Consider the following 14,342-nt stretch of genomic DNA (forward strand, 5'->3'; position numbering starts at 1 on the left):
GGCTCAGACCATATGAGGGTGGTGGGGTTCTGAGTCTTGACGGGTCCAGGGCCTCACGGTGCAGATTCGTGGATCATCCCCCAGAGTGGCTGGGGGTGCCGACATGCAGCGGAGGCCCTGGTGTTCAGTGAGGTTACGGCGATTGGGTTGGATGTGCACGCGCGTAGCGTGCGAGCGGCGGCGTTGGACACCTCGACCGGTGAGTTGATCGAGGTGGGGCTACCTGCGGATGGCGGGCAGGTCACCGAGTGGGTGGCAGGTATCGCGGCTGGTCATGGGCCGGTGCACGCAGCGTACGAGGCGGGCCCGACGGGTTTCGGGCTCGCCCGGAAGCTGATCGCGGCGGGGGTGCCGGTCACGGTCGCGGCGCCATCGAAGATCCTGCGTCCCGCCGGGGAGCGGGTCAAGACCGACAAGCGCGACGCGCTGCTTCTGGCGCGGTTGCTGCGGATGGAGGAGCTGGTGGCGGTGCGCGTCCCGACGGTGGCCGAGGAGGCCGCCCGGGACCTGGTGCGTGCCCGTGATGACGCCCGGGTGGAGTTGATGGCTGCCAGGCACCGGCTGAGCAAGCTGCTGCTGCGCCGGGGGATCGTCTACGACCAGGGCAAGGCGGCCTGGACCGGGGTTCACGACGCGTGGCTGCGGCGGGTCCGCTGGGAGGGGCTCGAGGATGCCGGGGCCGGGACTCTGGCGGCGTTCGACGCCGCCTACGACGCGGTCACCACGATCGGTGCCCGCCGGGACCGCCTCGACCGCGAGATCCTCACCGCGGCCGCGGACAGCGAGTTCACCGCGACCACTCGCCGGCTGGGCTGCCTGCGCGGGATCTCCACCCTGACCGGGTTCGCCCTCGCGGTGGAGATCGGCGACTGGCACCGGTTCACCGGCCGCACCATCGCCTCCTACCTCGGCCTGGTGCCCAGTGAGCACTCCTCGGGCGGCACCCGACACCTGGGTGCGATCACCAAGACCGGCAACACCCACGCCCGCCGGCTGCTGATCGAGGCCGCCTGGCACCACAAGAGCGCCTACCGGCCCGGGAAGACCATGCGGGACCGGTGGGCCCTGGCGCCCGCCACCGTGGCCGCGCGCGGCGACGCCGGCAACCGGCGCCTGCACCACCGCTGGCAGGTCCTGACCAGCCACAAGAAGAAGCACACCATCGCCAACACCGCGATCGCCCGCGAACTCGCCGGCTGGTGCTGGTCCCTGGCCACCATGGACTAGCCACCCGAAAGCTCGTTCGCCGGCCACCGGGCCGGGGAGCATGCAGCGTGAGGAGCGCACCAGCGATTCGCCTGTGAGCAGCCGGCACCCGCCGGCCACGCTCGACCTCAGACACGCTCGGACGCTCTCGCCGGAACACGGTCATGCGGTAACCAACCCGCGCATATCAGACTGACCACGCGTCACCAGACACGCCGCACCCCGACCCGCCCCCAGCGAACGACGAAGCGCCGCCAGACACGGCCAGTCCGGCGGCGCTTCACCCTGCCCACTTGACAAACAAGCCCCACATATCAGGCGACGGCGGCCAGGTCCATCAGGGCGTCGATGTCGTGGATGATCAGCCCGCGGGCACCCTGGGTGTGGGCGATCCCGGACTGTTGCAGCTTGCGTAGTTGGCGGCTGAGCGACTCGGGCGTGGTGTCGAGCAGCGAGGCGATGTCCTTCTTCGCCAGCGGCAACTCCACCACCACCCCGTCCTCGGTGGTGGTGCCGTGCAGGGAGAGCACGTACTCGGCCAGTCGCGAGGTCACATCACCGGAGATCACCGAGGCCAGCCGGGTCTCGGTCTGGGCCAGGCGCCTGCTGACCTCCTGCAGCATCCGCATCCCGATCGAGGGGTGAGCGGCCACCAGGCGGCCGAGGTCGGCATGGCGGAACACGCACATGCTGCTCGGTTCCAGCGCGGTGGTGAAGTGATCGGGTCGAGCACCGGTCAGGAACGCCGACTCACCGACGAACTCACCCGGTCCCAGCACGCGCAGGATCTGTTCGCGTCCCTCGGCGTCGATCCGGGAGACCTTCAGCGCGCCGGTGTGCACCACCATCAACTGGGAGGTGTCGGACCCGGCCGCGTACACTTGCTCCCCGGCAGCCACGCTCGTGGGGGTGGCGACTTCGGCGACGTTGACCTGATCGTCATAGTCCAGACCGTGAAACAGGGGCACCTGCACCACACACAGGTCCTCCCGGCCCTCCGGGGCATGGGTGTCGACCACGTTGCACCTCCTGATGCGAGTCTAGGACAGGCAACGGCTGCTACCCGGGGGCCTCGGCCGGCTACACCAGCCCGGCGTCGTGGGCGAGCAGCGCGACCTGGGTCCGGTTTCCGACGTCGAGCGCGGCGAGGGCGTGGGAGACCTGCGCCTTGACGGTGGCGACCGAAACGTAGAGTTCTGCGGCGATCTCCGCGTTGGTCAGTCCGCGTCCGATGGCGGCGACGACGTCTCGTTCCCGGTCGGTCAGCGCGGCGAGGCGCATGCGGGCGTCGGCGGCTACGTCGGCGCGGTCCACGGCGTGCTCCACCAACCGCCGGGTGACCGCCGACGACAGCGTCGCCTCCCCGGCCGCGGCCCGGCGCACCGCATCGGCGATCCGCGGCGGCGGGGTGTCCTTGAGGAGGTAGCCGGAGGCGCCGGCGCGCAGCGCCCCGAGGATCTCCGCGTCGGTGTCGAACGTGGTGAGGACGAGCACCTCGGGCGCGTCGGGGCGGGCGCGCAGCCGGGCCGTGGCCGTGACGCCGTCCACCCGCGGCATGCGCAGATCCATGAGCACGACGTCGATGTGGTGGCGGTCCAGTGCCGCAGGCACCTCCGCACCGTCTGCCGCCTCGGCGACGACGGCGATGTCCTGCGCGCCGTCGAGCATCATGACGAGGGCGGACCGGACGAGCGCGTCGTCGTCAACGACGAGGACCCGGACCTTCACGGCGACCATGGTAGCCACGCGGACAAGCGGAACTGCCCGCCGTCGGAGCCGTAGTCGAGCCGGCCGCCGACGATCCGCACCCGCTCCGTAAGCCCGATCAGCCCGGTCCCCGACCCGGGGATGCCGGCCTGGCCCGGCCGCAGCGGGTTCTCCACCGTGACCTCCAGGCCGGCGTCCTGCCGGCCCCTGACGTGCACCCGCACGGGCTCCGTCGGTGCGTGCTTGCGGGCGTTGGTCAGCCCTTCCTGCACGAGGCGGTAGACCGTCCGCCCCACCATCCCGGGCGGCACGCCGTCGAGTTCGATGGCGATGTCGACGACGCCACCGGCCGCCCGTGCCTCACCGACCAGGCCGTCCAACTGGTCGAGATCCGGAGCGGGCGGCGGCACCCCGTCCGCCGCTGGGACGTCCCGCAACACGCCTACGACGTCGCGCACCTCCTCCAGCGCTTGGTGGACGCCGGCCCGCACGACCCCCGCCGCGTGGGCGAGCCGCTCCGGCGACGCGTCCGGCCGATACTCCAGGGCGCCCGCGTAGGTCGCAAGGAGCGAGAGTCGGTGCGCGAGGACGTCGTGCATCTCGCGCGCTATCCGAGTCCGCTCGGCTGCGACCGCCTCGGCGACGTGCCGGTCGCGATCTGCCTCGGCGCTCCTGGCCCGCTCGGTCAGACCGGCGAGCAGGGCGCTGCGGGCCTGGGCCAGGGCTCCCGCGGCGAGCAGGGCGACGTGAGCCACGAGCACGAGCACCACCCACCACCCGAACGACAACCCGTGCAGCGGACGCCACAGCCCACTCACCACGTGTGCCGCGGCACCGGCAACGGCGACGACGGCAGCTGTGGGGAGGCGACGGGAACGGCCGACGACGTAGGTCGCAGCAGTCGATGGAGGGGTAGCCGTGGGTGCGAGGGCGGCCAGCGCGGCGAGGGCGACAGCGGCCGGCACGGGACGCCGGAACAGGACCGGGACGAGGGCCACCGCGGCCAGGCCGACCGCGACGTCAAGGGCGAGTGGCGGCCCGTTGGCGCCCGGCGAGCTGTGCTCGCCTACCAGCGCCCACATGGTCAGCACGACCATCGCCCCGGTGGTGGCAGCGACCGTCCAGCCGGAGGCGCGCCACCTCCGCGTGAGCGCGGTCCTCGGGGCGGCCGACATCTCATGGAGTGTACGGAGGCCACCGGTAGGGCGGCACCGCCGAAGGTCGCCGGGTCAGGTCCGAGTGGCTACTCGCCGTGGCCGGGCGGCCGATGACGCAGAGGTGCGGCCGCGGGATCGTGGTGGGTACCCGAACTGGAGGAGGAACCCAGACGACGTCACCGACCACGCAGGCCCGGTCACGGCGAGGAGTTGCCGTCGCCGGCGCCGTTGGGGCCGGGCTGGCCGTCTGGGTCATCGCCGTCCCGGTGCTCGGCGTTGACCTGGCCGCCCGAGTCGGGGACGGCGAACTCGTCGTCGGCGCGCCGGCCATCGCCCTTGCGGGCCTCGTTGCCGCGCTCGCGGGCTGGAGCCTACTGGCACTGCTAGAGCGGGTAACGAGCCGGGCGCGCGGGCTGTGGCTCACGGTCGCGGTCACCGCGTTCGTGATCTCCCTCGCCGGCCCCCTCGTGCAGGCGACCACCGTGGCGACCGGGGCGGTCCTGGTGACGATGCACGTCGCCGTGGGGACGACGATCATCGTCGCTCTCCGCAGCACCGCCCGCAGCGTGCCCCCGAGCGAGCGACCACGCGCCCTGCGTCCACGGACCGGCCGCTGAGTTCCCGCGCGACCGACGGTCTATCAGATGGCCGCTCGCGACCTGGAAGGACCACGGGACACCGCTCGTGTCAGTGCCTGATGAGAGCCTTCTGGCCTCGACGACTCACTGAGGGGAGGGATAGCCACACCTTCGTTTCGCGTCTCGGTCAGGACACCTAGACCTCACGACCCAACTCCCGGCGAGCGATGGCTTCCTCGCCGGGAGTTGGCTTTCGCCGGATCGGGATGCGCCCTCCGCTGCCGGCAGCCGGGGCCATCAGGTCCGCAGCACCTCGACCGCCAGCCGCGCGGCCCTCCCGATCGCCCGGTCCACTTCCGGCTGCACCTCGGCCGCCACGCCCGACTCGGTGAGCGCCGCGACGGCGATGCGGTCCCTCGAGCACTGCATCGCGCTCGGCGCGCAGGAGTGCCGCGCTCGGGTGCTCGGCGCCACCTTGAGCCGGTAGCCGCGCACCGTCTCGGGGGCAAGCGGCCGGAACTCCAGACCGTTGCGCTGCGCCTCGATCTCCGCGCAGACGAGCACGTCGCCGTGCTCGTGGACTCCCGTCAGGGCCTCGGCGCTCGGCAGCCCGGTGACCACCTGGTACACCGCCAGCCCCGCGGCCAGCGCCGCCCGGCCCAGTGCGTCGCGCACGTGCGGGACGTCGTCCTCGGCCTGGACGAGCAGTCGAGGTGCGGCGCCCGGTACGTCGTCGGAGTCGCGCAGTTGCTCGAGGTGGAGCCGGCGGCCGCGCACCCGGCCTGGCGCGGTCGCACCACCGAGCGGCACGGTGATGTGGGACCTGTCCGTGGCGGCCGGCAGCAGCGCGAACTGCACGCCGCCGCGGGCCAGCGACTCCTCCCGCGCCGCGGCCGCCATGTCGTGCAGCGTAAGCGAGATGCCCACCTCGCCGAGCCGCCGGCGCAGCCGGGCCAGCCCGGAGGGGTCGGCGTACCCGGGCAGCGTGGCTCGCACGTCGTTGAGCACGTGGCCGCGTGCGGCGTGGAGTAGGTGTTCGGCGCGCACGAGGACGTCCCGGGCGTGCGGGGCCGGGGAGGTCGTCACCCCACGGCTGGTGCTGTCCCCGGACGAACTCGCCGACGCCCGCACAACACCGCCGACGACCCGCCACAGCCGCTGACGCAGGAGGAGGCCGACACACTGAGCACGTACATGCGCTCCGTCGTCGAGGAGGGGACGGGCATCATGCTCGTCGACGTCCCGGGTGAGCCGGTGCACGCCAAGTCGGGCTCGGCCGAGGTGGGGGAGGGGGAGAGTTGCCGGGTGGACTCGTGGATGATCGCCTACCAGGGGGACCTTGCCGTCGCCGTCCTGGTCCATGGGGGTGGTCACGGTGCGGGTGCGGCGGGTGACGCCGTCGAGCGCTTCCTCCGGAACGTCAGCCGGTGACGACGTCCGACAACTCCAGCCACCGCTCCTCCAGCTGCGCGACTTCGGCCTCCAACGCAACCAGCTTGTCGGTGTGCTGTTGCAGACCCTCGTAGTCGCTCTGGTCGTGGTCAGCCAGGCGCTGATGCACCGCCTCGATGCTGCCCGCCATCTTCACCAGTCGACGTTCGATCGCGGTGATCTCCTTCTGGGCCGCGCGGCGCTCCGCACCGGACAACGCCGACGCGTCCTCAGAGCCCGACGTCGTCGTCGCGAGGTCGGGCCGATCGGCCGGTGTGGTCACCTGCTCCTGCCGCAGCCGCAGGTACTCATCGACCCCGCCAGGCACGTGCCGCAGCCGGCCGTCAAGGATCGCGTACTGCTGGTCGGTCACCCGTTCCAACAGGTACCGGTCGTGGGAGACGACGATGAGCGTTCCCGGCCAGGAGTCCAACAGGTCCTCCATCGCGGTGAGCATCTGGGAGTCAACGTCGTTCGTCGGCTCGTCCAGGGCGATGACGTTGGGTTCACTGAGCAGCAACAGCAGCAGTTGCAGGCGACGCTTCTGGCCTCCGGAGAGGTCGTCGACGCGGGCGGAGAGGTGTTCGCGGGCGAAGCCGAGGCGTTCGAGCAACTGCGCAGGGGTGTGGTCCTTGCCGTCGATCGTGAACGTGGTCTTGGTCCGGGCCAGCACCTCGCGCACCCGGTCGCCGCCGATCTCGGCGAGCTGGGAGAACTGCTGGTCCAGCACACCGATCCGCACAGTCTTGCCGTGCTTGACGCGCCCGGTCGTCGGCTGCAGCGTCCCGCAGATCAATCCCAACAGGGTCGACTTGCCCGCCCCGTTCGCGCCGAGGATGCCGGTGCGCTCACCGGGCGCGAGTCTCCAAGTGATGTCCCGCAGCACCTCTTGGTCACCGAAACTCACCGAGACGTCCTCGATGTCCACCACGTCCTTGCCTAACCTGGCCACGGCTAGTCGTTGCAGTTCGATCGGGTTGCGCGCCGGTGGGACGTCCTCGATGAGTTGGTTCGCGGCGTCGATGCGGAACTTCGGCTTGGACGTGCGGGCCGGCGCTCCGCGGCGCAGCCAGGCCAGTTCCTTGCGCATGAGGTTCTGCCGCTTCGCCTCGCTCGCCGCGGCCATCCGGTCGCGCTCGACCCGTTGCAGCACGTAGGAGGCATACCCGCCATCGAACGGCTCGACGATCCCGTCGTGGACCTCCCACGTCTGGGTGCACACCTCATCGAGGAACCAGCGGTCGTGGGTGATCACCAGCAGCCCACCGGCGCTCCTCGCCCATCGGCGCTTCAGGTGCTCGGCCAGCCAGGCGACGCCCTCGACGTCCATGTGGTTCGTCGGCTCGTCGAGGGCGAGCAGGTCCCAGTCGCTCACCAACAGAGCAGCCAGGGCGACCCGGCGCCGTTGCCCACCGCTCAGGTCGCCGATCTTCGCCTTCCACGGGATATCGGAGGCCAGGCCGCCGATCACGTCGCGGATGCGTGCGTCCCGCGCCCACTCGTGCTCGGGCCCGTCGCCCACGATCGAGCGGCCGACCGTCGCTTCGGGATCGAGGTCGTCGCGTTGGTCCAGCACCCCGAACCGCACCCCGCCGCGACGCGTCACCCGGCCCGCGTTCGGCTCGACTTGTCCGGACAACATCCCGAGCAGGCTCGACTTGCCGTCACCGTTACGCCCGACGATCCCGATCCGATCGCCTTCCTCCAGCCCGAGCGTCACCGACTCGAACACGACCCGCGTCGGGTACTCCAGACGGAGCCCCTCGGCTCCCAGCAGATGTGCAGCCATCAGGCCACCGCCTCGGCTGATTGCTCATCCAGGACGCAGTGCGTTACCCGCGCGGCGGTGGGTTCGATCCTGGTCGTGACCAGGCCGAGTGGATGACTCATGCGCCGGGGCTCTCGAACTGCACGAGCAGGTGCCGCAGGAGGTCGGCCAGGTGGGTCTGCTCGGTCGCCGGCAGTGCCTTCAGCGCGTCAGCCTCGATGCGCAGCAGGTCGCTCATCGCCGCATCCACCGTGGCCATGCCCTCCTCGGTCAACCGCACCTGCACCACCCGGCGGTCGGCGGGGTGGGCGGTTCGCACCACCAGGCCGTGCACCACGAGCCGGTCGATCCGGTTGGTCATGGTGCCGGAGGAGACCATGGTCTGGTTCATCAGCACGCCCGGGGTGAGTTGGTAGGGCTCCCCGGCCCGGCGCAGAGCGGTGAGGACGTCGAACTCCCAGACCTCCAGATGGTGCTGGGCGAACGCGGCGCGGCGGGCACGGTCCAAGTGCCGGGCCAGGCGGGTGATCCGGGAGAACACGGACAGCGGCAGTGTGGGTAGATCGGGGCGCTCCCGATGCCAGGCGGTGACGATCCGATCCACCTCGTCCTGTGGTGTGCCCATACCCCGAGATTACTCGACATCGAGATATCGCACGTGTGGCGGTCCGGCGCCGGGGGTCAGTGGAGTGGTCGGCCCGATGAGGAACGCTCAACTTCGCAGGGCCTCGCGCAGTTTCATCCGGCCCCCGGTGGTGAGCACGGCGCGGGAGTAGATCCGCCCGCCGAGCCAGATCAGCACCGGGATGAGCACCAGGGCCCCCACCACCGCTACGATCAGGTCGGTGGCGGGCACCTCGGTGAAGGCCTGCCGCGGCGGCATCATGAACGGGGCGAAGAAGGGGATCTGGGACAACACCCGCACCAGCAGGGAGTCGGGGTTGGACGGCACCAGCCAGATGCCCAGGTAGAACGGGGCCATCATCAGGATGAACAACGGTGTGGTGACCGATCCGATGTCCTCCTGACGCGAGACCAGCGCCGCGACCCCGCCCACCAGCACCGCGTAGAGACCGAACCCGAGCACGAACCACACCAGCAGCCAACCCAGGGAGGCTGCGATATTGACCTGCACCCCGTCCAGCAGGCCCGTGGCGAGGGCCGTGAGGGTCCCGGCGGTGGCGAACAGCGAGACCTGGACCACCCCGACGACGCCGATACCGAGCACCTTGCCGGCCATCAGCACCCCGGGCCGGATCGTGGCCAACAGGATCTCCACCACCCGGCTGACCTTCTCCTCCACCACCCCCATGGCGATCATCTGGGTGGTCTGCAACAGCGCGAACAGCAGCAGCGAGACCATCACGAACGCCACGACGATCCTGATCGGGTCCAGATCGGTGCCGGTCTCGATCACCTGCAGGGAGGGAACGGCCCCGGCCAGTTCGGACTGAGCCTGCGCCGGGTCCCCGCCCAGGGAGGTGACCAGTTCGGTCAGCGCGTACTGCTGCGTCGCATTGGTGATCGCCGACATCAACTGCACGTCCGGGATGCCGTCCACCGTCACCACCGGTCCCGCCGGTGGCCCGGACAGGTGAGCCGCCAGGTCTCCGTCCAGGACCTGCTGCTCCGCGGCGTCGGCCTCGACCGCGACGACCTCGAGGTTCATCCCCGCCTGGCCCGCGGTCTGCTCCAGCACCGGGGTGAGGGAGGCGGTCTCCTGCGCCACACCCACCCGGGTGGCGGAGCTGTCCCGGCCGGCCAGCAACAACGACAGCGCCTGCACACCGCCCACGATCAGCCCTACCACCACCACCGTGGCGATGATCGTGGCCTTGGACAACAGCCTGGTGCGGATCTCCCGCCCTGCTACCAGCGCGATCGCGCCGAAGGTACTCATGCGGCGCTCCCGGTGCCGCCGTCGTCGGCGTGGCTCTCCGTGGTGACCACGTTCCGGAACAGGTCCACCAGGGTCGGACGGATCAGCGCGAACTCCCGCACACCGCCGTGCGCCAGGGCGGCGTGCAGCAGCGGTTGCTCGGCGTCGGTGCCGGGCTGCAGCAGTTCGACCACGGTCTCCGCGCCGTCCTGACTGAGCACGCGGGTGCCCGGGACCGCATCCGCCCAGCCCGCTGGTGCGTTGCTGACCACCCGCCAGCGCTGGGTGGGCGTGGTGCGCAACTCCTCGATCGTGCCCACCGCGGCCATCCGCCCGTTGCTGATCACACCGACGCGATCACACAGGCGCTCCACCAGGTCCAGTTGGTGGGAGGAGAACACCACCGGCACCCCCTCGGCGGCCCGTTCGCGTAGCACCTGACTCATCACGTCCACGGCCACGGGGTCCAGCCCGGAGAAGGGTTCGTCGAGTACCAGCACCTTGGGGTTGTGCACCAGTGCCGCAGCCAACTGGACCCGCTGCTGATTGCCCAGGGAGAGTTTCTGGACCTCGTCCCCGCGCCGGGAATCGATCGCCAGTACCTGCGTCCAGCGCTCCATCGCCGCCGTGGCCTCCGGCTTCGACATCCCGTGCAACCTTGCCAGGTAGACGAGTTGGGAGCCCACCTTCATCTTCGGGTACAGGCCGCGCTCCTCGGGCATGTAGCCCACCTGGCGTCGGGCCCGCAGGTCCAGTTCGGCGCCGCTCCAGCGCACCTGGCCAGAGTCGGCCGCGAGTACCCCGAGCACGATGCGCATCGCCGTGGTCTTCCCGGCGCCGTTGGAACCGACGAAACCGAAGATCTCTCCGGCCCCGACGGCGAAACTCAGGTCTGTCAGGGCTCGCAGGGAACCGTAGGACTTGTTCAGGTGGTCCAGTTCCAGTTGACTCACCCGCGCGCGCTCCCCTCTGGGGCGGCCGGGGGAGTGGCCGCCGGGCCGTGTGTGCCCCGGGCCCAGCGCTGTGCGCTGACCCGCAGCGCCGCCGGCGTCAGGGTGGGATCACGCTCCAGGCCGCGCAATCCGTTCCAAGCCAGGTTCACCAGATGCGCGGCCACCTGTTGCTTGTCCGGGCTGCGCGTCTCCAGCCACCACTGCCCGGTGAGGGCGATCATGCCCACCAGCATCTGGGCGTAGATGGGGGAGGTCTCGGCCGGCAGGCCCTGGCGTTCGAACGTGGAGGCCAGGATGTGCTCGACCTGGCTGGCCACGTCCCCGATCAGGGAGGAGAAGGTCCCGGTGGCCTGGGCCACGGGGGAATCGCGCACCAGGATCCGGAACCCGTCGGTGTGGGTCTCGATGTAATCCAGCAACGTCAGAGCGGTGGCCTGGACCGTCACCTTCGGGTGGCCGCCGCGTTCCAGCGCGCCGGTCAACGCGGCCAGCAGGGTTTGCACCTCACGGTCCACGATGACGGCGTAGACGCCCTCCTTGCCGCCGAAGTGCTCGTACACCACGGGTTTGGACACCTGGGCCCGGGCGGCGATCTCCTCTACCGAGGTCGAGTCGAACCCCTTCTCGGCGAACAGCGAACGCGCCACATCCAGGAGTTGCTCACGGCGTTCGCGCGCACTCATGCGAGCCCGCGGAGGGCGTCTGCTCGACTCGGTCACGGAATCATCCTGCCTGACGTCGGTTCCGCTGCGAGACACTACAGTAGGCTCCGACGCTGGTGCAGACGTTCCCGGGCCCTGAGCCCGGGATCCTCGCAGCATTCCGCCCTGGTGTAATTGGCAGCACGCCGGCCTTTGGTGCCGTGTGGTCCGGGTTCGAGTCCTGGGGGCGGAGCCCTTGCCGCCGTACCCAAGCGAGCAGCGTCTCGATCGACGCTCGAAGTCAGCATTAGTCGGCGGAAAGTACCGCAAAGTCGACTGATGCCGGCCTCGGCGGCACGACGTGGATGGCTGGCCGGCGCCACACCAGCAGAGCAGTACAGTGGAGCGCGTGAGCCGACCCGCCCCTGCTGCTGTTGTCATTCTTGCTGCCGGCCAAGGCACCCGCATGCGGTCGGCCAGGGCCAAGGTGCTGCACCCGATCGGGGGAGTGTCCCTGCTCGGCCACGTGCTGGCCACCGCCCGCGCAGTCGAGCCCGAGCACTTGGTCACCGTGGTCCGCCACCAGCGCGACCAGGTGGCCGAGCACATCGAGGCCCTGGATCCCGACGTGCTGATCACCGACCAGGACGAGATCCCCGGCACCGGCCGTGCCGTGCAGTGCGGCCTGGACGCGCTCGACCTGGCCGCCCAGGGCAGGGCCATGGCCACCAGCGACCAGCGCGAGAAACTCCCCAGGGCGGATGAGATCGCCATCGATGGCACCGTCGTCGTCCTCCTCGGCGACGTCCCGCTGCTGCAGCCGCAGACCGTGCAGGAGGTGCTGGACACCCACCACGAGCAGGACAACGCGGTGACGGTGCTGACCACGCACCTGCCCGACGCGAGCGGGTACGGGCGGATCGTGCGCGATCAGGACGGGGCGGTCACCGGCATCGTCGAGCACGGTGACGCCACCCCCGAGCAGCGCGCCATCACCGAGATCAACTCCGGGGTGTTCGCCTTCGACGCCGCCGTGCTGCGCGACGGTCTGGGTCAGGTCGATGCGGGCAACAACCAGGGTGAGGTCTACCTGACCGATGTGCTGGCCCACGCCCACCGCGCCGGAAACCGCGTGGGCGCGGTGGTGGTGGCCGACTCGCTGCAGGTCGAGGGCGTCAACGACCGGGTGCAACTGGCCACCCTGGGTGCCGAACTCAACGCCCGCACACTGCGGCACTGGATGCGCGCCGGGGTCAGCATCGTGGATCCGACAAGCACCTGGGTGGACGTGGGTGTGGAACTGGAACCCGACGTGACGCTGCTACCCGGCACCCAGTTGCACGGTCAGACCCACGTGCTGACCGGGGCCACCATCGGACCTGACACCACCCTGACCGACGTTCAGGTCGGCCCGGGGGCCACCGTCATCCGTAGCCACGGCGAACAGGCCCAGATCGATGCCGGCGCCACCGTGGGTCCCTTCGCGTACCTGCGCCCGGGCACCGTGCTGGGCGAGCGGGGCAAGATCGGAACGTTCGTGGAGACAAAGAACGCCCAGATCGGGGCGGGTTCGAAGGTGCCGCACCTGTCCTACATCGGCGACGCCACGATCGGACGCGAGACCAACATCGGCGCCGCCTCGGTGACGGTGAACTACGACGGCGTGACGAAACGGCGGACCACGATCGGAGACCATGCCCGCACTGGTGCGGACAACATGTTCGTGGCTCCGGTGACGGTGGGCGATGGCGCCTATACCGGCGCCGGTACCGTGCTGCGCCGCGACGTGCCACCCGGTGCGCTGGGCATCTCCGGGGGGCAGCAGCGAAACATCGAGAATTGGGTGTTGAGCAGACGGGCGGGAACCCCGGCCGCCCAGGCGGCCCAGGCCGCACTGGAGGCCGATGAGGGCGACGGGGCCTCCGCGGAGCTGTCGCCCCAGGCGCAGGCCGAGCGGAGCCGGGCCGGCACGACGAACAACGCGGCGGATCAGGACACAGCAGCGAACCGGCACGGATCGGCACACCTGGATGAGGAGCGATGACCGGGATCACGAGTTATGGCGAGAAGCGGCTGGTGCTGGTCTCGGGCAGGGCGCATCCCTCGCTGGCGGCCGATGTGGCCGACGAACTGGGAATCGAGATGGTGCCCACCACCGCCTATGACTTCGCCAACGGGGAGATCTACGTCCGGTTCGCCGAGAGCGTGCGCGGTGCCGACGTGTTCGTGCTGCAGTCCCACACCGCCCCGATCAACCAGTGGATCATGGAGCACCTGCTGATGGTCGATGCCCTCAAACGGGCCTCGGCCAAGCAGATCACCGCGGTGGTGCCCTTCTACGGGTATGGCCGCCAGGACAAGAAGCATCGCGGTCGCGAGCCGATCTCGGCCCGGCTGGTCACCGACCTGTTCGCCACCGCGGGCGCGGACCGGCTGATGAGCGTGGACCTGCACGCCGCTCAAACCCAGGGCTTCTTCGACGGGCCCGTGGACCATCTGTGGGCGATGCCGATCCTGACCGAGCACGTTCGCACCCGGGTGGACACCTCCAACGTCACCGTCGTCTCACCCGACGCCGGGCGGATCCGCGTCGCCGAGCACTGGGCCGCCAAACTTGGTGGCGGGCCGCTGGCGTTCGTCCACAAGACCCGCGATGTGGGCCGGCCCAACCAGGCCGTGGCCAACCGCGTGGTCGGTGAGGTGGAGGGTCGCGACTGCGTGCTGGTCGATGACCTGATCGACACCGGCGGCACCATCGCCGAGGCGGTCAAGGTGCTCGAGGGCGCCGGCGCGGCCTCGGTGATCGTGGCCGCCACCCACGGGGTGCTCTCCGACCCGGCCGCCCAACGGCTCTCGGAGTGCGGAGCCCGGGAGGTGGTCGTCACCGACACCCTGCCCATCACGGCCGAGCAGCGCTTCGACACCCTCACCGTGCTGTCCATAGCCCCGCTGATCGCACGCGCCATCCGGGAGGTCTTCGATGACGGGTCGGTTACCTCCTTGTTCGACGGCAACGCCTGAC

Annotated in this window: 14 protein-coding genes and 1 tRNA gene; 6 read left to right on the forward strand and 9 right to left on the reverse strand. The window is 70.4% G+C overall.

The window, feature by feature from the left end:
- Window positions 1-120 precede the first annotated feature (120 nt).
- Window positions 121-1,227, forward strand: a complete 1,107-nt coding sequence (locus ACO0LV_RS11375; protein WP_424788012.1) for an IS110 family transposase — start codon at window positions 121-123, stop codon at window positions 1,225-1,227.
- A gap of 293 nt (window positions 1,228-1,520) precedes the next feature.
- Here ACO0LV_RS11375 and ACO0LV_RS11380 read toward each other — a convergent pair whose 3' ends face one another.
- The 3 genes from ACO0LV_RS11380 to ACO0LV_RS11390 all read right to left on the reverse strand — a co-directional run bounded on the left by ACO0LV_RS11380 (window position 1,521) and on the right by ACO0LV_RS11390 (window position 4,088).
- The gene (locus ACO0LV_RS11380) at window positions 1,521-2,225 is read right to left on the reverse strand and encodes a Crp/Fnr family transcriptional regulator (RefSeq protein WP_424788021.1); all 705 of its coding nucleotides are present in this window, start codon (window positions 2,223-2,225) and stop codon (window positions 1,521-1,523) included.
- 61 nt (window positions 2,226-2,286) lie between these two features.
- Window positions 2,287-2,943 (reverse strand): response regulator, encoded by a 657-nt coding sequence (locus ACO0LV_RS11385; RefSeq protein WP_424788210.1) that lies wholly within the window; start codon window positions 2,941-2,943, stop codon window positions 2,287-2,289.
- Window positions 2,931-4,088: a sensor histidine kinase gene (locus ACO0LV_RS11390; RefSeq protein ID WP_424788022.1), complete on the reverse strand. Its 1,158-nt coding sequence runs from the start codon at window positions 4,086-4,088 to the stop codon at window positions 2,931-2,933. The genes ACO0LV_RS11385 and ACO0LV_RS11390 overlap by 13 nt, the downstream gene beginning before the upstream one ends.
- A gap of 122 nt (window positions 4,089-4,210) precedes the next feature.
- Here ACO0LV_RS11390 and ACO0LV_RS11395 point away from each other — a divergent pair, with 122 nt between their 5' ends.
- Complete coding sequence (locus tag ACO0LV_RS11395) at window positions 4,211-4,687, forward strand: DUF6069 family protein (RefSeq protein ID WP_424788023.1); 477 nt, start codon at window positions 4,211-4,213, stop codon at window positions 4,685-4,687.
- Window positions 4,688-4,945: 258 nt separating this feature from the next.
- Here the strand turns inward: ACO0LV_RS11395 and ACO0LV_RS11400 are convergent, their stop codons facing one another.
- On the reverse strand, window positions 4,946-5,734 hold the full coding sequence (locus ACO0LV_RS11400) for a hypothetical protein (RefSeq protein WP_424788024.1): 789 nt from the start codon (window positions 5,732-5,734) through the stop codon (window positions 4,946-4,948).
- Here ACO0LV_RS11400 and ACO0LV_RS11405 point away from each other — a divergent pair.
- Complete coding sequence (locus ACO0LV_RS11405; RefSeq protein ID WP_424788025.1) at window positions 5,711-6,079, forward strand: penicillin-binding transpeptidase domain-containing protein; 369 nt, start codon at window positions 5,711-5,713, stop codon at window positions 6,077-6,079. The genes ACO0LV_RS11400 and ACO0LV_RS11405 overlap by 24 nt on opposite strands.
- Here ACO0LV_RS11405 and ACO0LV_RS11410 read toward each other — a convergent pair.
- The 5 genes from ACO0LV_RS11410 to ACO0LV_RS11430 all read right to left on the reverse strand — a co-directional run bounded on the left by ACO0LV_RS11410 (window position 6,069) and on the right by ACO0LV_RS11430 (window position 11,362).
- Complete coding sequence (locus ACO0LV_RS11410; RefSeq protein ID WP_424788026.1) at window positions 6,069-7,868, reverse strand: ABC-F family ATP-binding cassette domain-containing protein; 1,800 nt, start codon at window positions 7,866-7,868, stop codon at window positions 6,069-6,071. The genes ACO0LV_RS11405 and ACO0LV_RS11410 overlap by 11 nt on opposite strands.
- A 97-nt stretch (window positions 7,869-7,965) precedes the next feature.
- Window positions 7,966-8,472, reverse strand: coding sequence for a MarR family winged helix-turn-helix transcriptional regulator (locus ACO0LV_RS11415; protein WP_424788027.1), 507 nt, complete (start codon window positions 8,470-8,472; stop codon window positions 7,966-7,968).
- An 87-nt stretch (window positions 8,473-8,559) separates the two neighbouring features.
- Window positions 8,560-9,747 carry an ABC transporter permease gene (locus ACO0LV_RS11420; protein WP_424788028.1) on the reverse strand — a complete coding sequence of 396 codons (1,188 nt, stop codon included), beginning with the start codon at window positions 9,745-9,747 and terminating at the stop codon, window positions 8,560-8,562.
- Window positions 9,744-10,679: an ABC transporter ATP-binding protein gene (locus ACO0LV_RS11425; protein ID WP_424788029.1), complete on the reverse strand. Its 936-nt coding sequence runs from the start codon at window positions 10,677-10,679 to the stop codon at window positions 9,744-9,746. The genes ACO0LV_RS11420 and ACO0LV_RS11425 overlap by 4 nt, the downstream gene beginning before the upstream one ends.
- Window positions 10,676-11,362 (reverse strand): TetR family transcriptional regulator, encoded by a 687-nt coding sequence (locus ACO0LV_RS11430; protein ID WP_424788030.1) that lies wholly within the window; start codon window positions 11,360-11,362, stop codon window positions 10,676-10,678. The genes ACO0LV_RS11425 and ACO0LV_RS11430 overlap by 4 nt, the downstream gene beginning before the upstream one ends.
- 138 nt (window positions 11,363-11,500) lie before the next feature.
- Between ACO0LV_RS11430 and ACO0LV_RS11435 the strand changes: the two genes are divergently transcribed.
- The 3 genes from ACO0LV_RS11435 to ACO0LV_RS11445 all read left to right on the forward strand — a co-directional run bounded on the left by ACO0LV_RS11435 (window position 11,501) and on the right by ACO0LV_RS11445 (window position 14,341).
- Window positions 11,501-11,573 (forward strand) — tRNA-Gln (locus ACO0LV_RS11435).
- A 156-nt stretch (window positions 11,574-11,729) separates the two neighbouring features.
- Window positions 11,730-13,364 carry a bifunctional UDP-N-acetylglucosamine diphosphorylase/glucosamine-1-phosphate N-acetyltransferase GlmU gene (gene glmU / locus ACO0LV_RS11440; RefSeq protein ID WP_424788031.1) on the forward strand — a complete coding sequence of 545 codons (1,635 nt, stop codon included), beginning with the start codon at window positions 11,730-11,732 and terminating at the stop codon, window positions 13,362-13,364.
- A complete protein-coding gene (locus ACO0LV_RS11445; protein WP_424788032.1) occupies window positions 13,361-14,341 on the forward strand; it encodes a ribose-phosphate diphosphokinase in 981 nt (326 codons plus the stop codon). The genes glmU and ACO0LV_RS11445 overlap by 4 nt, the downstream gene beginning before the upstream one ends.
- Window position 14,342: the final 1 nt, after the last annotated feature.

Origin of the sequence: Pseudactinotalea sp. Z1739 (assembly GCF_049725055.1) — a bacterium.
Taxonomy (GTDB): Bacteria; Actinomycetota; Actinomycetes; order Actinomycetales; family Beutenbergiaceae; genus CALKWS01.